Origin of the sequence: Billgrantia campisalis, assembly GCF_022341425.1 — a bacterium.
Classification (GTDB): Bacteria; Pseudomonadota; Gammaproteobacteria; order Pseudomonadales; family Halomonadaceae; genus Halomonas; species Halomonas campisalis.
In genome coordinates, this window is sequence record NZ_JABFUC010000003.1 from 243,561 (window position 1) to 260,386 (window position 16,826).

The following is a 16,826-nucleotide window of genomic DNA, read 5'->3' on the forward strand; positions in this document are numbered from 1 at the left end:
CTGTCGTGCAAGGGTTTAGGGCTATTAAAGTGACATCAGTCATTCTGGAGCATACGCATGATCACGGCCTACATAACGCACCCCGACTGCGACCTTCACCACATGGGGCCGGAGCATCCCGAAAGCCCGCTGCGCTTGGAAGCGATCCGCGCCCGACTGGCATTGGCGGGGCTGCTGCAGCAGACCATGCAGTCGGAGGCGCGCCAGGCCACCGAAGAGGAGCTGGCCAGGGTCCATCCGCTGCGCCACCTTCGCGCCCTGGACAAGTGCGTGCCGGAATCCGGTATCGTGACACTGGACAGTGACACCCTGATGAACCCGAACAGCCTGCAGGCAGCGCGGGTGGCGGCGGGCGCGGTGGTGCGCGGCGTCGACCAGGTCTATCGGCGCCAGGCCGACAATGTCTTCTGTGCCGTGCGCCCGCCGGGTCATCACGCCGAAGCCACCGATGCCATGGGCTTCTGCTTCTACAACAACGTGGCCGTCGGCGCCGCCCATGCCCGGGCCAAATATGGGGCCAGGCGCATCGCCATTCTCGATTTCGACGTCCATCAGTGCAACGGCACTATTGATATCTTCAAGAACGACCCCGACGTGCTGATCTGCACCAGCTTCCAGTTCCCCTTCTATCCGTGGCGCTACCTGCGCAGCGAATGGCATAACGTGGTCAACACGCCACTGGAGGCCGGTACCGACAGTGCCGCCTTCCGCCGCGCCATCGAGGACGACTGGCTGCCGGCCCTGCATGCCTTCAAGCCCGAGCTGGTGCTGGTTTCCGCGGGCTTCGACGCCCACCGTGAAGACATCATGGCCGAGCTGTGCCTGGAGGACGAGGACTACTACTGGGTCACCCACCTGGCCATGGAGATCGCCGCCCTGTACGCCGACAACCGCCTGGTGTCGGTGCTGGAAGGCGGCTATGACCTCGACTCCCTCGGCCGCTGTGCCGAAGCGCACCTCAAGGCGCTGCTCGGCCAGCCCTTCGGCGGCTGAGGCCCGGCAACCCAAGGGGTGTGCTCCACCCCGCCTGGCGACGTCGTCGGGGCGATGCGCGGCCGGCCATTTGTGTTACGCTTCAGGAAACTCTGTTTCCGATAGTGTACCTGCCAATGACCGCTACCACCGACCAGGAAGCCGCGCTGCGCATCGCCTCCGGCCGCAAGCCTTTCGTGGAGCCGCTGCGACTCGGTGAGCGCCTCAAGGAAATTCGCCTGGCCAACCAGTGGACGCTGGAAGACGTCAGCCAGCGCACCGGCCTGGCCCGCTCGACCCTGTCCAAGATCGAGAATGACCAGATCTCGCCCACCTTCACCGCCGTGCAGAAGCTGATCAACGGTCTCGGCATCGACCTGCCTCAGCTGCTGACGCCACCGCGGGTACAGCCGCGCACCATGGGGCGCCGCGACCTCACGCGCCAGGGCGACGGCCAGCACCACCCCACCCCCACCTACGAGCATGAGCTACTCAGCTGCGAGCTGGCCCAGAAGCGGATGATTCCGTTCAAGACTATCGTGCGGGCCCGCAGCTTCGATGAGTTCAGCGAATGGGTGCGCCACGACGGCGAGGAGTTCCTGACCGTGCTGGAGGGCGAGGTGCGACTCTATACGGAATTCTACGAGCCCCTGCCGCTTTCGCGCGGCGACAGCATCTACTTCGATAGCGATATGGGCCATGCGCTGGTGTCGATCAGCGAGAAGGACGCCGTGGTGCTGTCGGTCTGCACCCCCGGCGGCGATGCCTGAGCCGGCGCCTGCAAGGCTCAGCCGGGGCGGCGATCCCCCGGGCGGCGCGGCGGGATAGCGTCTAGCCGCAGCCGCCCGGGGGAATGGATGGCCTGGAAGTGACGCCCCTTGGCGCGGGCGATCAGCAGCACGCCGAAGCGCTCGGCCAGCTCTACGCCCTTCTGGGTCACCCCGGAGCGTGACACCAGCACGCTGATGCCCATCTGCGCCACCTTGAGCACCATTTCCGAGGTCAGACGGCCCGTCGTATAGAAGATGTCCGCATCGGCGCTGTCGGCCTCTGCCAGCCACTGGCGTCCGGCCAGGGTATCGACCGCGTTGTGGCGCCCCACATCCTCCACGAAGTCCAGCACCTCGGCCTGGCGGCACAGGGCACAGCCATGTACCGCGCCCGCGCTGCGGTAGGTCTCGTTGTAGTCGCCCAGCCGCTTGAGCAGGGCGTAGAGCACCGATTGCGACAGCACGGTCTGCGGCAGCGCCTGCAGCGAGGTCGCCTCCAGCAGCCGCCCAAACACCGTGCCCTGGCCACAGCCGGTGGTCACGGTGCGCTGCCCCAGCCGCGCCTCGAGATCCTCGGGCTGGCCACGCGTGACCACGGCGGCGGCCTCCACCTCCCAGTCCACGTGCACCGCCAGCAGGTCCTCGCACCGCTCGATCAACCCCTGATTGCGCAGATAGCCCGCCACCAGGGCCTCCGGGTCGGCCCCCAGGGTCATCAGGGTGACGATCTCCCGCCGATTGAGGTACAGCGTCAAGGCTCGCTCGGCGGCAATGGCCTGTGTGCGACGCTCGCCAAACTCATCGTACACCGCGATCTCGAGCGTGGTGGGCAGGCGCGCATGACTGCGGCTGATAACGGACATTGCCGGCTCCCTGGTCAGGTTCACAGCTGAGATGATGGCATGCTCGGTTCGCGCTGTCCTGTTGAAAAGACACCGCAATCTGGATTCGATGGGCCGCGCGCCCGAGCCGTCACTTTTGCTATGCTGGCCGGATCACAGTGACCCCCAAGATGGCCGGGAGAGACCCCATGCAGCACCTGGATGATGCCACCCGTACCGAACTCGAGGCGGCGGCCTTTCGCCGTCTGCTCACGCATCTCGATGCGCACAAGGAAGTTCAGAACATCGACCTGATGATACTGGCCGATTTCTGCCGCAACTGTCTGTCCAAATGGCTCGTGGCCGCGGCCGAGGAGCGCGGCGCCGAGCTCGATTACGAGGCGGCTCGCGAGTACGTCTACGGCATGCCCTACGCCGAATGGAAGCAGCAGCACCAGCAGCCGGCCACCCCCGAGCAGCAGGCGGCGTTCGAGGCCCGGCAGGCAGAAAAGCGTCAGGCCGGGGAGACATCCTGAGATGAGCGAGCCGATGATCCCCCTGAACATGGCGGTGCTGACCATCTCCGATACCCGGGACATGAGCACCGATCGCAGCGGCGCGCTGCTGGCCGAGCGACTCGCCGAGGCCGGGCATCGCCTCGCCGACCGTCAGATCGTCATCGACGATGTCTACCGCATTCGCGCTGTGGTCGCCGCCTGGATCGCCGACCCCGATATCCAGGTGATCCTGACCACCGGCGGTACCGGTTTTACCGGCCGCGACTCCACCCCGGAGGCGGTGTCGGTGCTGCTCGACAAGCGGGTCGAAGGCTTCGGCGAGCTGTTCCGCCACCTCTCCTGGCAGGAGATCGGCAGCTCCACCGTGCAGAGCCGCTGCCTGGGCGGGCTGGCCAATGCCACCGTAATCTTCTGCCTGCCCGGCTCCACCGGCGCCTGCCGTACCGCCTGGGATGGCATCCTGGCCGAACAGCTCGACAGCCGGCACAAACCCTGCAACTTCGCCAACCTGGTGATCCCCGAGCGAGGCCAGCATGGCTGACCTGCAATCCGTGGAGACGGCGCTGTCGGCCCTGCTGGATGGGGTATCGCCGCTCCCGGCGGAAACGCTAAGCTGCGAGGCGGCCGCCGGCCGGGTCCTCGCCGAAGCGGTGTCGGCCCGGCTCGACGTGCCCGCCTTCGACAACAGCGCGATGGACGGCTACGCCCTGCACCATGACGACACAGGGCGCGCCCTGCCGATTGCCCAGCGGGTCGTGGCCGGCCAGCCCGCGGCGCCGCTGGCGCGCGGCAGCTGCGCCCGCATCTTCACCGGGGGTGAGCTGCCGCCGGGCGCGGACTGCGTGGTGATGCAGGAACAGGTCGAGCTGATCGACCGCGAGGCGGTGATTCCGACGGGCATTCCCGCCGGCAATAACATCCGTCGACGCGGCCGCGACGTGGCGGCCGGCACCAGACTGCTCGACGCCGGCCAGCGGCTCGAGGCGGCCGCGCTGGGACATCTGGCGGGACAGGGGATCACCGGGGTGGCGGTTCGCCGGCGGCCGCGGGTCGCCCTGCTCTCCACCGGCGATGAAATCGTCGCACCGGGGCAGCCGCTGGGCCCCGGCCAGATCTACAACTCCAACCGTCCCATGCTGACACGCCTGCTAGAGCGTTTCGGCGCCGAGGTGGTTTGGCGGGCCGAGGTGCCGGACAGTGCCGACGAGACGCGGCGGCTGCTCGGCGAGGCCGCCAGGCGGGCCGACGTGGTGGTCACCACCGGCGGGGTCAGCGTGGGGGAAGCGGATCACGTCAAGCAGGCGGTCGCGGAGCTGGGGCGGCTCGACCTGTGGCGCCTCGCCATGCGCCCGGGCAAGCCGCTGGCACTGGGCCGCCTGTCCCGGGGTGCGGCGGGTGAGGCACGCTTCGTCGGGCTGCCCGGCAACCCGGTGTCGAGCTTCGTCGGGGCCTGGCTGTTTCTGCGCCCGTTGATGGGGGCGCTGCTCGGCTGCCCGTCGCTGGCGGGCCTGCCGACGCTCACGGCGCGGGCGGATTTCGCCGCAAAGACCGGGCCGCGACGCCACTATATGCGCGTGCAGCTCGGTTTCGATGAGGGCGGCGCCCACGCCCTTGCCTTCGGCGATCAGAACTCGGCGGTGCTCTCCTCCTGCGTGGAGGCGGACGCCCTGGCGGTGATTCCCGAACACGGCAGCATCCAGCCGGGCGACCCGGTCCAGTGCCTCTGGCTGCAGGTGCCCTGACGCGACAAGAGACGGACACAAGGCTCTGTCTGAAAGGTCGGCGAGCGAAGGCCAGACAAGGCAAAAATCGGCGAAAAGGCGGAGTTTACGGGGTGTAAATGAGTACTTTGATCGGACTCGCGCACGAGCCGATTTTTAACACCGTATAGTCGAGCGCAGCCAGTTTTCAGACAGTGCCAGGGCCTGGGTGACGACATCAGGATTCATCGCCCAGGGCTGCCTCCAGCTCGGGCCAGAGCCGCCGAAAGTCGTCGGCAAGTCGCGCATAGTCGGCTTCGAGCCAGGGAACCAGCTCGGCCAGGCGGTTGGGGCCGGAGAGGCGGCGGCCAACCCCCTGCACGGCCCGGCAGGTGAAGGCGAAATCGGCATAGCGGCGCAGCCAGTCCTGCTCGACCAGCAGCGGCATCATGGCCGCCAGGCGCCTCGGTGCCGGCCGGGAGGCCAGCAGCCGGTAGCAGCGCGGTACCAGCTGTCGATCGTCTCCCCGGGCACATAGCGTCTCGGCCACGAAGTGATCCCAGACCAGGTCCAGCGCGATACCGGTGAAGCGCCGCAGCTCCTTCGGCGCCCGGTGGCGCGCCTCGCGCACCACCGGATGGGCATCGACGAAGCCGTCGACGCGGCGATGATGACGGATGCCCAGCGCCACCGCGGTCGGCCAAGCCGAAAGATCGCTGCCCTTCACGCCGTCGGCGATCAGGTTGCCGTAGAGGAAGTCGTCGCTACCGCCGCGGGCCAGCCAGGCGTGGGCCAGGAAGTTCATGCCAGGGGCATCAGAGACAGTTGGCCGGCTTGGGAAGGCCTGCCAGGCGCGCCGCAACCCGGGCTGGGCTGTCGGGGAAGAGCCGCATCAGATGCAGCGAGCGCCCCTTCTCCGGCCCCAGGGACTGGCCCACGGCCTTGACCAGGGGGCGCATGGCCGGAGAGGCCTCGAAGCGCGCGTAGAAGGCCCGCAATACCTCGATCACCTCCCAATGCTCCTCGGTCAGCACCCGGCCCTCCTCCTCCGCCATGGCGCGGGCCACCGCCGGGCTCCAGTCGTCGAGCTCGACCAGATAGCCCTCCGGGTCCAAGGGAACGCTGCGCTCGCCTACTTGCAGATAGCGCTCGACTGCCGTGGAGGCCATCAGGACCAGCTCACCGTCTTGTCGGCCTCTTCGGTCAACTGCACGAAGCCGTCGACATCGACCACCTGTACGGCGGCATCGCAGTGGCCGTCGAGCCCGCGCGCGGCCAGGTCCTCACGCAGGGCAAACAGGCGGCCGGTGACCGACTCGAAGTGGCGTACCTGTGACGGCAGCGCGCCCAGGACGCCGTCCTCGATCAACAGCAGCCGATCCTCCGGTCCCATGCTGGCCAGGGCCTCGCGATAGGTCAAGCTGCTGCTGGGGGGGCGATTAAGAATATGCAGGATCATGGATGCCTCGACGTTGCAGTGTCCCGGGCGCTATCAGAAGGTTAGCACCAGCCGATGGGCGGCGATCAAGTTGGCGATATCGGCTGCTTCGAGCGGCTGAGCGGGCAGCTGAAGCGCATCGCGATTCAACCCCAGCGCGCTCAGTGCGCCACTCTCCAGGTAGAGCGCCTCGATGTCGTACATGGCCAGCATGTCCAGGGTGGGCGCGGTTCCCTTCTGCCCCAGGGGGCCTTGGCCCTGCCCGCCTGCCAGCGCCATGACGCCATCGCCCATGAACAGCAGGCTCACCGCCTGGCCGAAGGCGGCGGCCACCAGGGCAGCATCGAGCCCTTCGCGCAGCCAGCTGCTGCCGTGGGGTGGGTGGCGCAGGATAACCAGCACATCGCCACCGAGTTGAGTGTCCCGATCGTGCATCGCGCCTCCTCAGGGGGAAAAGGTCACCAGGCGGTCGCAGCCGAGCCCCAGATCGATCAACTGACCGAGCCCGGTCAGCTCGAAGGGCGGCTCGACGCTGTGGCCGGTCTTGCCGTGGCGGCTGGCTTCGCGCTCGTCGAGCAGCCCGCGACGCAGGGCCGCCGCGATACAGACCTGGAGCCGGGTGCCGTGCTCATCGTGCAGGGCGCGCCAGGCATCCACCAGGTGGGGCTCGTCTTGAGGGGGCGCGGCCAGCCGGGCGGCATTGTAGACACCATCGTGATAGAAGAAAACGCTCTCCAGGGTGTGCCCCCTGGCGAGCAGCGCCCTGGCGAAGCGCAGGGCCGAGTGGGCTGCCTGTCGGCTGTAGGGCGGCCCCTGTACAAGCAGTGCGTAGCGCATCGTGGCGGGTTCCCGCTATCTCAAACGCGCAGGCCCCGCCGGAGCGGGGCCTGCCGGTTAGCTGGCGTGTCGCCGTCAGTCGTTGCTCATGATGCCCAGCAGGGCCAGCAGGCTGACGAAGAGGTTGTAGATCGACACATAGAGGGTGATGGTCGCCAGGATGTAGTTGGTTTCTCCGGCGCGGTGCACGATCTCGCTGGTCTGGTAGAGGATGGCGGCGGAAGCGAACAGCACGAAGCCAGCCGATACCATCAGCATCAGGGTGGGAATCTGGAAGATCAGCCCCGCCACCATGGCCAGGATCAGCACGATGGCGCCGGCCATCAGGAAGTTGGCGAGGAAGCTGAAGTCCTTCTTGGAGACCAGCGCCACGGCGGACAGGCCAATGAAGGTCAGGCCGGTCATCGCCAGGGCGTTCATGATCAGCGCGGCACCGTTGGGCAGCGCCAGGTAGGCGCTGAGGATCGGGCCGAGCGTGAAGCCCATGAAGCCAGTGAAGGCGAAGGTCGCCAGCAGCCCGGCCGCCGAATTGGCGGTCTTGTGCACCAGGAACATCAGGCCGTAGGCGCCGATGAAGAAAACCAGGATGTTCATGCGCTCGATGCCCATGGCCATGGCGGCGCCGGCGGTCACAGCAGAGAACAGCAGCGTCATGGCCAGCAGGCCATAGGTGTTGCGCAATACCTTGTTAGTCGTCAGAGCCGACTGCTGCTGGGTCTGTGTCACATGTGTTTCGTTATAGGCCATCGATCCAGAGCTCCCTGTGGTTGATCTTGGTTGATCTCGGCAGTGGACAAAGAATGCCGGTGCTTGGTTCCCGACGCAAGTCCTCGATTGCACGAGTGTCAACGTCTGCTCAGCGCAGCGGGTCGCTGCCCAGCAGTCCCAGCGCGATGTCGCGTGCGCTGTCACAGAGTGTCTGTTCGCTGCACAGTGCTGACGCATCGAGCCACTTGACCTCTGTGGCATCATCGCCGGCCACGCCCGAGCCGTGTATCCGGCGACACAGTACCACCACGACCACGTAGTGGTAAGCGAGTCGCCCCCGATCATCATAGTGTAGCTGGTCGATCGCGGTGAGCACACGGAGCGGCTCGGCCTCGATGCCGCTCTCCTCGCGCAGCTCGCGAACGGCGGCCGCCAGTAGCTCCTCACCGGGCTCGATGCGTCCGCCGGGGAGAGCCAGCATGCCCAGGTTGGGCGGCTTGCCGCGCCGGACCATCAGCACCCTCCCTTCCTCCACCACTGCCGCGGACACGGCAGGACATGGCATGGGGCGGGCGGCTTGCGCTGCGGTTGACATGGCGCTTCTCCATTGAAAGCTGCCGGAACCCCTTGACCTAGCGGGGAATACTGGTAGTATTCTCCGCCGTAAGCCGGAGGGATGGCAGAGCGGTTGAATGCACCGGTCTTGAAAACCGGCGTAGGTGAGAGCCTACCCAGGGTTCGAATCCCTGTCCCTCCGCCACCATTTGAAGGGGAATCGGTCACTGGCCGATTCCCCTTTTCTATGTTCGGCTGGTCTATGTTCAGCTGGCAAAATCGAGCCGGGGGCGCGCTCGGCTGGTTACTGCTGCTATTGGCGGCAACGGGTCACCAGTTCGCCGGCCTCCACCAGCGTCAGGCGCCCGGTGTGGAAAGCGCCGGTATCGATATAGTAGACGTTGCCCAGCGTCTGCGGCGCATCGATGATGCTGTGGCCCACGACCACCATGTCGATCCCCGCCACCGGCGTCTGATCGCCCCGGGCGATGCGCTCCCGCCCCCAGAGCAGCCGCTCGGTGTCGGCCTGCTCGATCTGCCCCCAGTCGTCCGGAGGGTCGGCGTGCACTATGCCAATGCGCTTGCCCTGGACCTCGACCTCGCGCGCATAGGGCAGGTGCTGCAGTGCGATCTCCAGGCGCCGGCGAGCCTCCCCCAGGCCACGGCGTAATGCCCAGCTTCCCCCGTTCAGCAGCCAGAGCCCCCAGGCCCGGCTGCTGCCGTCGCAAAGCGCCGCCTTGGCCAGCTGCTCGTGATTGCCCATCACGCTGAAGAACCAAGGCTCGTCGACGAGTGCCAGACATTCCAGCGATGACACGCCACGATCGATCAGATCTCCCACCGCGAACAGGCGATCCGCGTCGCCGTTGAACTGCACATCCGCCAGCGCCTGTTCCAACAGCCGATACTGGCCGTGAAGATCACCAACGAAGAAGTCGCGACCACGAGTGTTGGCCCGGTGCCTGATCAGCATGATGCGGCCTCCATGCAAGCGGTGCTTGCGTATCACCTCAGTCGCCAGCGGTGCCGCTACGACTCTGCCTGCTTCCAACATGGCAGAGATCCACCCTCGACCGCCACACAGAGACGATACCCGGGTACCGACCGCTGTGGCATGATAGCGGGCTCAGGTTTTCTCCACCGGCGCAGGTAACGCGGACAGATGGCATTGAAGGCAAAAATACACAGGGTTCAACTCCAGGTCGCCGACATGGAGCGGCACTACTACGCCGAGCATGGCTTGACCGTGGCCCAGCATCCGTCGGAAACCGATGGGCGCATGATGCTACGACTGCTGGCCTTTGCCCGGCATGCCGACGAATCGCTGGCCTTCGGCCGCGGGGTGAGCACCGAGGATGAGCCCGACCTCTGGCTGAAGGACCTCACCGGCGCCATTGAGCACTGGATTCAGCTGGGCCAGCCCGATGAGAAGAGCGTTCGCCGGGCCTGCGCCCGCGCCGGGCAGGTAACGCTCTACACTTACGGCGGCAACGCCGCCGAGCTCTGGTGGGAGCAGAATGCCGGCCGGCTCGCGGCGCTCGACAATTTGACGGTGGTGGACGTCGCCCCGCGGTCGGTAGAGGCGCTGGCTGAGCTGGTGGACAGGAGCATGACCTTGAACTGCACCCTGCAGGATGGCATGACCTGGATGACCACCCCCGAACGCTCGGTAGACGTGGCGCTCACCTGGCGCAAACAGCGGGGCTGAGCGACCCCGCGGCGCCCATCTCATACTGGCGCGCGCCGCCAGCTTTCCCGCCTAGTAGAGTCGCAGGCCCACTCGCGTCACCTTGTTGCCTTCCATCTCGCTGACCACCCAATGGATGCCGTGCCAGTCCACGTCGTCGCCCACCACGGGATGGCCGCCGACCCGCAGCGAGACGAACTCCGCCAGTGTCATCTCCTGCTCACCGGGGCTGAGCGTCAGGCCATAGACGCCGGCAATATCGTGCATCAGGGCGTCGCCATCGAAGGTGAAGGTACCGAAGAAGGCACGCTCCTGCTTGAGTTTGGCATCGCCGCTGAACAGCCGATTCAATGCCGGCAGGTCATCGGCGCGGCCGATGACGCAGATGACATCGCCGATCTTAAGGCGCGTGCTGCCCTTGGGGTGAAGCATGGCGTGTTCACGAAACAGCGCCGAGATCACGGCACCGGAGGGGAAGCGCAGCAGGCGAATGGGCACGTCATCCAGGTCCTGATTTTCGACCTTGTAGACGAACATCTCGTAGTCGTTTTCCGGCAGGATGCCCAGTGGGCCGCGGTGGTTGGGCGTCACGCCCAAGGGGACCTCGACACGCATCCAGCGCGCCATCAGCGGCAGGCTGCCGCCCTGGATCAGCAGCGACATCAGTACCACGGCAAAGGCCACGTTGAAATAGAGCGAGGCGTTCTCGACGCCGCCGATCACCGGGAAGATCGCCAGCACAATAGGGACCGCCCCGCGCAGGCCTACCCAGGCGATGAAGCCGATCTCCCGCCAGCGAAACTTGAAGAACGGCTTGATGCTGATCAGCACGGCCAGGGGGCGCGCCACGAAGATCAGCGCGAGGGCAACCAGCGATGCCGGCACCGCCACTTCCAGCAGCTCCATGGGGCTGACCAGCAGCCCCAGGATCAGGAAGAGGCCGATCTGACTCAGCCAGGCGAGCCCATCGTGCACCGGCAGGATGAAATTGAGATGGCGTCCGGGCTGGTTGCCGATCATCAGCCCGGTCAGGTAAATGGCGAGAAAACCGCTGCCGCCGAGAAAGCCGGTCAGGCCGAAGACCGCGAACCCGAGGGCCAGGGCCAACAGCGAGTAGAGCCCCGGTGCTAGGTCGACCCAGCGCAGCAGCCGGGCAATGAGCCAGCCGGCCCCCAGGCCGATGAACAGCCCCAGACCGAACTGAGTGACCAGGAACAGCAGGGTCTCGCCTACGCTGCCGATCTCACCCACCAGTAGCTCGACCAGCATGATGGTCAGGAAGATCGCCATGGGGTCGTTGGTCCCCGACTCGATCTCCAGGGTGGCACTGACCCGCTCGTTGAGGTGAACGCCACGGCCGCTGAGCATGGAAAACACCGCCGCCGCGTCGGTGGAGCCGACGATGGCCCCTACCAGCAGGCCCTGTACCAGTGTCAGATCGAAGACCCACATGGCGATCAGGCCAACCAGCGCACTGGTCAGGAAAACTCCTAGCGTGGCCAGCGTCAGCGCCGGCTTGAACCCCACCCGGAAGGTCTTGAGGCGGGTGCGCAGCCCGCCGTCGAGCAGGATCATGGCCAGCGCCAGGTGGCCAATGATGAAGGCCAGGGAGTGGTCGTCGAACTCGATGCCGAGCAGGCCATCCTCTCCCGCCAGCATCCCCAGGCCCAGAAAAATCAGCAGCAGAGGCAGCCCCACCAGGGTGGAGAGACGACTGCCCAGCACGCTCAGGGCGATGAGAAAGCCGCTGAGGAGAAAGAGGGTGTTGATGGTGTCCATGCCATTCCTCGAAACGCAACGAAATCCATTATGCCATGAGCGTCATGACAGAGCAGTGGCCTGCGGGTGGTCACCAAGGCATTGACGAGGCTACACTGGGCGCTCACCGATGGCCCCTGCCACCGCTGGAGACTCCCGCCCCCATGGCCACCCCCGCGCTTCGATGGTTTGCCTCTCACGCCTTGATCCTGATGCTGACTGCCGCAGCCCTGGTTCCGAGCCTCGTCATAGCCGACAGTTCCGAAGACGCCGCCGATGAAACGCCGACCTTGAGCCTGGAGAGCGAGGTGATGGTGCCAACGCTCCCCGACGAAGCGACTGCCGAGGCGTCGGCACAGCCCTTCCCGGTGCCGCCCTATGTCGAGGCTCGCGACGAGACGCCTCCCAGGGTGGCGGTGCCACCGGTGACCGAGATCCCGCCCGGTATCGACCTGGGTCCGCTGCTCGCCCCCCTGCCTGCCGAGGACGAGGCCACGGTGACGGATGAGCCGGTTCCCTCGGTGGCCATCGAGCCCGCTGAGCCCATTGCACCCCCGCCCATGACAGCGCTCGAGATCACCCTGGACTGGTACCTCAACCCCCAGCATGCCGCCCTGCTGGTCGCCCGTGAGAAGGGCATGTTCCAGCGCCGTGGCCTGCAGGTTACTCTGATCAGCCCAGCCGACCCTAACGTACCCGCCAAGCTCCTGGCGGCGGGGCGCACCGACCTGGCGCTGGGCCGACAATCGCTGCTGCACCTACAGGCAGGCAGGGGCCTGCCGCTGGTCAGAGTCGCCACCCTCATCGATTCTCCGCTGGCGGGATTGATCCTGAAACAGTCTCGGGACGCGCCAGGCGGAGAGCCCGACCTGGCCGGGCTGCGCCTGGGCTATACCGATCAGGACAGTCACGAGGTGGTCCTCGCCGGTCTGCTGGCGAAAGCGGGAGGGCTCAATCAGGCCGCCCTCTCAGATGTGAACTTCTCGGCGCTGGACGCCATGCGGGACGAAGGGCTGGACGGGGTGATCATCAACCAGCGCTACCTGCTGCCTCGCCAGCTGGCCGATGAGGGTGTCCCCACCCGCACCCTGCGCATCGAAGAGCATGGCATACCGATTCACGATGGCCTGATCCTGATGGCCAACCGGGACCGGCTCAACGGCCAGCGGGAAGCCTTGCGGCACCTGGTTGCCGCCCTGGAGGAAGCCAGTCTGTGGATTCTCGACCACCGGGAACAGGCCTGGGAGCTGCTGATCTCGGCGGAGCCGGCCCTGGACGACCCCAACATGCGTGAGGCCTGGGACGACATCCTGCCACGCCTGACACGGCGCCCCGCCGCGGTGGACCAGGGGCGCTACCACCGCTTCGAGCGCTTCCTGCTCGACGCCGGCATCCTCGAGGAAAGCACCCCCATCGAGCGGTTGGCCGTGGACCTGGGCAGCTCCAGCCCCGCTCAGTGAGCGTCCGGCAAGCTGGAAAGAAAGTCGTTGACCGCGGCCTGGAAGGCTTCGGGCTGCTCGGCATGCAGCCAGTGCCCCGCCGTCTCCAGGGTGACCAGCTGTGCCTGGGGCAGCACCGCATACAGCCCCGGCAGCATGTCGTCGGTGACATAGGCGGAACGGCCGCCGCGTAGCACCAGCGTCGGCCCCTCGAAGGCCGCTTCGCCTGGCGGGGCCTGCATGATATCCGGATAGCCTGCCTCGATCTGATCCAGCCCCAGCCGCAGCGTCAGCCCACCCGAGTCGTCGCGCTCCAGGTTGGTGGCGAGAAACAGCCGGGTTGCCCGGTCCTCGACATGCTCGGCCAGCAGCGCATCGGCTTCGCGGCGGTTGGCGGGCTGACCGCTCTGCACCCGCCGCAGGCCGGCGAACACTGCATCGTGTCCGTGGCCGTAGGCGACGGGAGCGATATCGGCGACGATCAGCGAGGCAACCCGCTCCGGGGCCCGTCGCGCCAGGCTGATGACCACCTTGCCACCCATCGAGTGCCCCAGCAGATGGGCGCGCCCGATGTCCAGCCGATCCATCAGGGCCAGCAGGTCGTCGGCCATCTCCTCGTAGCGCATGCCATCGGCATGGGGTGAACGACCATGATTGCGCAGGTCTACCGCCACGACGCGGCGCTCCGCCTGCCACTGCTTGACGTGCGAACGCCAGTTGTCGGCGCTGCCCAGCAGGCCATGCACCACTATCAGCGGCGTGCCGCTCCCCCCGGCATCCAGGTGATTGAGTTCGACGGTCATCGGGACTCCCGTATCGTTGGTCAGGTTCAGGCGAGCAGCGCGGACGGGCATGCCGGCCAAGCAAGGCGAGGATTATACGCGCCTGCCGTCTGCGCTGACCAATGCGAACCGGCTCCACTGAGGCGATCACCACGCGCTGCGATGACGACGTAGCCGACAGCAGGACGCCGCCCGGGGGGCGGCGTCCTGGTTCATCCGTCAAGGCGTGTCGATCGCCCTGGTTCCGATCAGAGCAGGAATCAGACCTGGCGGGCCTCGTGGGCGGCACCCACGGAGCGCTCCTTCATGGCGTCATGCACGTCCTGCAGGCTGGCCGGATCGTCGATGGTCGAAGGCACGCCGTACTCCTTGCCGTCGGCAATGGTCCGCAGCAGCTTGCGCAGGATCTTGCCGGAGCGGGTCTTGGGCAGCCGGTTGACCACCAGCACCTGCTTGAAGCAGGCAATCGGGCCGATCTTGTCACGCACCAGCGCAATCAGCTCCTCCTCCAGGGCCACCTCGTCACCATCGAAGCCATCCTTGGGGATCACCAGGCCGACGGGCAGCTGCCCCTTGAGGGCGTCATTGATGCCGATCACCGCACATTCGGCGACCGCCGGGTGGGCGCCGACCACCTCTTCCATTTCACCGGTGGAGAGGCGGTGCCCGGCGATATTGATGACATCGTCGGTGCGGCCCATGATGAACAGATAGCCGTCCTCGTCGAAGTAGCCACCGTCGCCGGTCAGGTAGTAGCCGGGAAACGCCGCCATATAGGCGCTATGGAAGCGCTGGGGATCCTCCCAGACGCCCACCAGGCAGCCCGGCGGCATGGGCTGCTGAATGACCACGCTGCCCTGCTCCATGGGCTTGGCCGGCTCGCCTTCCCGGTCGAGCACCTGGACGTTGAAGCCGGGCACCGGCACCGTCGCCGAACCGGCCTTGGTGGGCATGGGCTCGAGGCCCTGCAGATTGGCGGCGATCGGCCAGCCGGTCTCGGTCTGCCACCAGTGGTCGATCACCGGGACATCCAGCAGGTCGTCGAGCCAGTGAAAGGTCGGCGGATCGAGGCGCTCACCGGCCAGGAACAGCGCCTTGAGGCAGGAGATATCGTACTGCTGCAGCAGCTTGCCGTCCGGATCCTCCTTCTTGATCGCGCGAAACGCGGTGGGTGCGGTAAAGAAGCTCTTGACCTGATATTCGTTGATCAGGCGCCAGAAGGCCCCCGCATCCGGCGTACGTACCGGCTTGCCCTCGTAGACCACGGTGGTACAGCCGCGCAGCAGCGGCGCATAGACGATATAGGAGTGGCCCACGACCCAGCCCACGTCCGAGGCGGAGAAGAAAACCTCGCCAGGGGCCATATCGTAGATCGTCTCCATCGAATAGTGCAGCGCCACCGCATAGCCGCCGGTATCGCGCACCACGCCCTTGGGCTTGCCGGTGGTGCCCGAGGTATAGAGCACATAGAGCGGATCGCTGCCCTTGACCGGCACGCAATCGGCCGGCTCGGCCGTCTCCATCAGCGCCGCCCAGTCATGGTCGCGTGCGCCGAGCTCGGCGGCCAGCTGTTCGCGCTGCAGGATCACGCAGGCATCGGGCTTGTGCTCGCTCTGTTCGATGGCTGCATCGATGATCGGCTTGTAAGGGATGACGCGGTCGATCTCGATGCCGCATGAGGCGGCCACCACGGCCTTGGGACGCGCATCATCGATGCGAACTGCCAGCTCGTGGGGAGCAAAGCCGCCGAATACCACCGAGTGAACGGCCCCCAGGCGTGCACAGGCATACATGGCCATCAGCGCTTCCGGGACCATCGGCATGTAGATGACGACGCGATCGCCCTTCTCAACCCCGAGTCCCTTGAGCGCTCCGGCGAAACGCGCGACCTGGTCGCGCATGTCGCGATAGCTCAGGGTGCGCTTGCTGTTGGTGACGGGAGAGTCCCAGAGCACGGCGGGCTGATCGCCGCGGCCCTGCTCCACGTGATAGTCGAGGGCGGCGTGGCAGATATTCAGTTCGCCATCGGTGAACCAGCGGGCGTGCTGCTGTTCGTCGTATTCCAGGATGGTGGTCGGCGGCGTGAACCAGGGAATCCGGCGCGCCTGCTCTGCCCAGAATGACTCGGGCTGGTCGATGGAGTGTTGAAATTCTAATTGATAATTGGCCATGAGTGTCCCGTCCGGAGTCGAGTTGCTGCGGTGATTGTTGACACTCTAGAGATTTTCCCGGGATTTTCCCTCATACCATCGGCTAATTTGGGGAAATAAAAAGCAGAGCCTGCGAACATTGTTGACAACAGCCGGGCCGCTAGCGGTTTCTTGGGCGGGAAATTGCGTTGATTCGACGTTTGACAGCCGCCGCTCCACTATCAATGATGACTAAATGAGTAAGCCATGAGCGTTGCCTCCCGGTGATGGCGTACCGACGAGGCGTTTCACGGGCTGAGGGAGCCGCCCGCAGTCGCCCGCCTCGCTTTCGCCACAAGCGTCCGGGCAACCAATACGGGGAAACCATCATGAGCACCTCAGCGAGCGCTGCCGCCCGCCTCCTCGAGGCCGGCGATGCCGCCATCGATCAGGCCACGGCGCTGCTCAAGGCCCTGGCCAACGATAACCGACTGCGCATTCTCTGCCTGCTCGACGGCAAAGAGGTGTCGGTCACCGAGCTCAACCAGCAACTGTCGCTGAGCCAGTCGGCGCTGTCGCAACACCTGGCGATCCTGCGTCGTGAAGGCCTGGTCACCACGAGGCGTGCCTCACAGACCATCTACTACTCCCTGCAGGGCGAACAGGCGCGCCAGATGGTGGAAGTCCTGACCCGCCTGCAGCAGTTGTAGCG

General features: G+C 66.2%; 20 protein-coding genes and 1 tRNA gene. 9 read left to right on the plus strand and 12 right to left on the minus strand.

Going from position 1 to position 16,826, the window contains the following annotated elements:
- Positions 1–57 precede the first annotated feature (57 nt).
- Both HOP52_RS05040 and HOP52_RS05045 read left to right on the plus strand, forming a co-directional pair.
- Complete coding sequence (locus HOP52_RS05040) at positions 58–993, plus strand: histone deacetylase family protein (RefSeq protein WP_238976195.1); 936 nt, start codon at positions 58–60, stop codon at positions 991–993.
- Between the two features lie 116 nt (positions 994–1,109).
- Positions 1,110–1,742, plus strand: a complete 633-nt coding sequence (locus HOP52_RS05045; protein ID WP_238976196.1) for a helix-turn-helix domain-containing protein — start codon at positions 1,110–1,112, stop codon at positions 1,740–1,742.
- Between the two features lie 17 nt (positions 1,743–1,759).
- Here the strand turns inward: HOP52_RS05045 and HOP52_RS05050 are convergent, their stop codons facing one another.
- Positions 1,760–2,605, minus strand: coding sequence for a formate dehydrogenase accessory sulfurtransferase FdhD (locus HOP52_RS05050; protein WP_238976198.1), 846 nt, complete (start codon positions 2,603–2,605; stop codon positions 1,760–1,762).
- Positions 2,606–2,772: 167 nt separating this feature from the next.
- On the opposite strand from HOP52_RS05050, the gene HOP52_RS05055 reads away from it, so the two are divergent.
- The 3 genes from HOP52_RS05055 to HOP52_RS05065 are packed head-to-tail and all read left to right on the plus strand — an operon-like array spanning position 2,773 to position 4,823.
- Positions 2,773–3,099, plus strand: a complete 327-nt coding sequence (locus HOP52_RS05055; protein ID WP_238976199.1) for a DUF1244 domain-containing protein — start codon at positions 2,773–2,775, stop codon at positions 3,097–3,099.
- A gap of 1 nt (position 3,100) precedes the next feature.
- Entirely contained in the window at positions 3,101–3,622 is a 522-nt protein-coding gene (moaB, locus tag HOP52_RS05060) for a molybdenum cofactor biosynthesis protein B (RefSeq protein WP_238976201.1), read from the plus strand.
- Positions 3,615–4,823 (plus strand): molybdopterin molybdotransferase MoeA, encoded by a 1,209-nt coding sequence (locus tag HOP52_RS05065; protein ID WP_238976203.1) that lies wholly within the window; start codon positions 3,615–3,617, stop codon positions 4,821–4,823. Before moaB ends, HOP52_RS05065 begins: the two co-directional genes overlap by 8 nt.
- A 196-nt stretch (positions 4,824–5,019) precedes the next feature.
- On the opposite strand, the gene HOP52_RS05070 is transcribed toward HOP52_RS05065, so the two are convergent.
- The 7 genes from HOP52_RS05070 to HOP52_RS05100 all read right to left on the minus strand — a co-directional run bounded on the left by HOP52_RS05070 (position 5,020) and on the right by HOP52_RS05100 (position 8,359).
- A complete protein-coding gene (locus tag HOP52_RS05070; protein ID WP_238976204.1) occupies positions 5,020–5,586 on the minus strand; it encodes an acyl carrier protein phosphodiesterase in 567 nt (188 codons plus the stop codon).
- A 10-nt stretch (positions 5,587–5,596) separates the two neighbouring features.
- The gene (locus HOP52_RS05075; protein WP_238976206.1) at positions 5,597–5,950 is read right to left on the minus strand and encodes a TusE/DsrC/DsvC family sulfur relay protein; all 354 of its coding nucleotides are present in this window, start codon (positions 5,948–5,950) and stop codon (positions 5,597–5,599) included.
- A complete protein-coding gene (gene tusB, locus HOP52_RS05080; RefSeq protein ID WP_238976208.1) occupies positions 5,950–6,240 on the minus strand; it encodes a sulfurtransferase complex subunit TusB in 291 nt (96 codons plus the stop codon). Before tusB ends, HOP52_RS05075 begins: the two co-directional genes overlap by 1 nt.
- A gap of 33 nt (positions 6,241–6,273) precedes the next feature.
- Positions 6,274–6,654, minus strand: a complete 381-nt coding sequence (tusC, locus tag HOP52_RS05085) for a sulfurtransferase complex subunit TusC (RefSeq protein ID WP_238976210.1) — start codon at positions 6,652–6,654, stop codon at positions 6,274–6,276.
- A 9-nt stretch (positions 6,655–6,663) separates the two neighbouring features.
- Complete coding sequence (gene tusD, locus HOP52_RS05090) at positions 6,664–7,056, minus strand: sulfurtransferase complex subunit TusD (RefSeq protein WP_238976212.1); 393 nt, start codon at positions 7,054–7,056, stop codon at positions 6,664–6,666.
- 75 nt (positions 7,057–7,131) lie between these two features.
- Complete coding sequence (locus HOP52_RS05095) at positions 7,132–7,803, minus strand: Bax inhibitor-1/YccA family protein (RefSeq protein WP_238976213.1); 672 nt, start codon at positions 7,801–7,803, stop codon at positions 7,132–7,134.
- A 109-nt stretch (positions 7,804–7,912) separates the two neighbouring features.
- Entirely contained in the window at positions 7,913–8,359 is a 447-nt protein-coding gene (locus HOP52_RS05100; RefSeq protein ID WP_238976215.1) for an NUDIX hydrolase, read from the minus strand.
- A 75-nt stretch (positions 8,360–8,434) separates the two neighbouring features.
- On the opposite strand from HOP52_RS05100, the gene HOP52_RS05105 reads away from it, so the two are divergent.
- Positions 8,435–8,524 (plus strand) — tRNA-Ser (locus HOP52_RS05105).
- Between the two features lie 108 nt (positions 8,525–8,632).
- Here HOP52_RS05105 and HOP52_RS05110 read toward each other — a convergent pair.
- Positions 8,633–9,292, minus strand: coding sequence for a metallophosphoesterase (locus tag HOP52_RS05110; protein WP_238976217.1), 660 nt, complete (start codon positions 9,290–9,292; stop codon positions 8,633–8,635).
- 189 nt (positions 9,293–9,481) lie between these two features.
- On the opposite strand from HOP52_RS05110, the gene HOP52_RS05115 reads away from it, so the two are divergent.
- Positions 9,482–10,027: a YaeQ family protein gene (locus HOP52_RS05115; RefSeq protein ID WP_275298070.1), complete on the plus strand. Its 546-nt coding sequence runs from the start codon at positions 9,482–9,484 to the stop codon at positions 10,025–10,027.
- 51 nt (positions 10,028–10,078) lie between these two features.
- Here HOP52_RS05115 and HOP52_RS05120 read toward each other — a convergent pair whose 3' ends face one another.
- On the minus strand, positions 10,079–11,785 hold the full coding sequence (locus HOP52_RS05120) for a potassium/proton antiporter (protein ID WP_238976220.1): 1,707 nt from the start codon (positions 11,783–11,785) through the stop codon (positions 10,079–10,081).
- Between the two features lie 290 nt (positions 11,786–12,075).
- Here HOP52_RS05120 and HOP52_RS05125 point away from each other — a divergent pair, with 290 nt between their 5' ends.
- Positions 12,076–13,224 (plus strand): ABC transporter substrate-binding protein, encoded by a 1,149-nt coding sequence (locus HOP52_RS05125; RefSeq protein ID WP_238976222.1) that lies wholly within the window; start codon positions 12,076–12,078, stop codon positions 13,222–13,224.
- Here the strand turns inward: HOP52_RS05125 and HOP52_RS05130 are convergent.
- Together HOP52_RS05130 and HOP52_RS05135 are read right to left on the minus strand one after the other, a co-directional pair.
- Positions 13,218–14,006: an alpha/beta fold hydrolase gene (locus tag HOP52_RS05130; protein WP_238976223.1), complete on the minus strand. Its 789-nt coding sequence runs from the start codon at positions 14,004–14,006 to the stop codon at positions 13,218–13,220. The two genes, HOP52_RS05125 and HOP52_RS05130, sit on opposite strands and share 7 nt — an antisense overlap.
- 239 nt (positions 14,007–14,245) lie before the next feature.
- Complete coding sequence (locus HOP52_RS05135) at positions 14,246–16,156, minus strand: propionyl-CoA synthetase (protein ID WP_238976225.1); 1,911 nt, start codon at positions 16,154–16,156, stop codon at positions 14,246–14,248.
- Positions 16,157–16,503: 347 nt separating this feature from the next.
- Here HOP52_RS05135 and HOP52_RS05140 point away from each other — a divergent pair, with 347 nt between their 5' ends.
- The gene (locus HOP52_RS05140) at positions 16,504–16,824 is read left to right on the plus strand and encodes an ArsR/SmtB family transcription factor (RefSeq protein ID WP_238976227.1); all 321 of its coding nucleotides are present in this window, start codon (positions 16,504–16,506) and stop codon (positions 16,822–16,824) included.
- Positions 16,825–16,826: the final 2 nt, after the last annotated feature.

Bases quoted from the DNA above. Each gene is read 5' to 3' on its own strand.
- HOP52_RS05040 (WP_238976195.1), top strand. From the start codon at position 58: ATGATCACGGCCTACATAACGCACCCCGACTGCGACCTTCACCACATG.
- HOP52_RS05045 (WP_238976196.1), top strand. From the start codon at position 1,110: ATGACCGCTACCACCGACCAGGAAGCCGCGCTGCGCATCGCCTCCGGC.
- HOP52_RS05050 (WP_238976198.1), bottom strand. From the start codon at position 2,605: ATGTCCGTTATCAGCCGCAGTCATGCGCGCCTGCCCACCACGCTCGAG.
- HOP52_RS05055 (WP_238976199.1), top strand. From the start codon at position 2,773: ATGCAGCACCTGGATGATGCCACCCGTACCGAACTCGAGGCGGCGGCC.
- moaB (WP_238976201.1), top strand. From the start codon at position 3,101: ATGAGCGAGCCGATGATCCCCCTGAACATGGCGGTGCTGACCATCTCC.
- HOP52_RS05065 (WP_238976203.1), top strand. From the start codon at position 3,615: ATGGCTGACCTGCAATCCGTGGAGACGGCGCTGTCGGCCCTGCTGGAT.
- HOP52_RS05070 (WP_238976204.1), bottom strand. From the start codon at position 5,586: ATGAACTTCCTGGCCCACGCCTGGCTGGCCCGCGGCGGTAGCGACGAC.
- HOP52_RS05075 (WP_238976206.1), bottom strand. From the start codon at position 5,950: ATGGCCTCCACGGCAGTCGAGCGCTATCTGCAAGTAGGCGAGCGCAGC.
- tusB (WP_238976208.1), bottom strand. From the start codon at position 6,240: ATGATCCTGCATATTCTTAATCGCCCCCCCAGCAGCAGCTTGACCTAT.
- tusC (WP_238976210.1), bottom strand. From the start codon at position 6,654: ATGCACGATCGGGACACTCAACTCGGTGGCGATGTGCTGGTTATCCTG.
- tusD (WP_238976212.1), bottom strand. From the start codon at position 7,056: ATGCGCTACGCACTGCTTGTACAGGGGCCGCCCTACAGCCGACAGGCA.
- HOP52_RS05095 (WP_238976213.1), bottom strand. From the start codon at position 7,803: ATGGCCTATAACGAAACACATGTGACACAGACCCAGCAGCAGTCGGCT.
- HOP52_RS05100 (WP_238976215.1), bottom strand. From the start codon at position 8,359: ATGTCAACCGCAGCGCAAGCCGCCCGCCCCATGCCATGTCCTGCCGTG.
- HOP52_RS05110 (WP_238976217.1), bottom strand. From the start codon at position 9,292: ATGCTGATCAGGCACCGGGCCAACACTCGTGGTCGCGACTTCTTCGTT.
- HOP52_RS05115 (WP_275298070.1), top strand. From the start codon at position 9,482: ATGGCATTGAAGGCAAAAATACACAGGGTTCAACTCCAGGTCGCCGAC.
- HOP52_RS05120 (WP_238976220.1), bottom strand. From the start codon at position 11,785: ATGGACACCATCAACACCCTCTTTCTCCTCAGCGGCTTTCTCATCGCC.
- HOP52_RS05125 (WP_238976222.1), top strand. From the start codon at position 12,076: ATGGTGCCAACGCTCCCCGACGAAGCGACTGCCGAGGCGTCGGCACAG.
- HOP52_RS05130 (WP_238976223.1), bottom strand. From the start codon at position 14,006: ATGACCGTCGAACTCAATCACCTGGATGCCGGGGGGAGCGGCACGCCG.
- HOP52_RS05135 (WP_238976225.1), bottom strand. From the start codon at position 16,156: ATGGCCAATTATCAATTAGAATTTCAACACTCCATCGACCAGCCCGAG.
- HOP52_RS05140 (WP_238976227.1), top strand. From the start codon at position 16,504: ATGAGCACCTCAGCGAGCGCTGCCGCCCGCCTCCTCGAGGCCGGCGAT.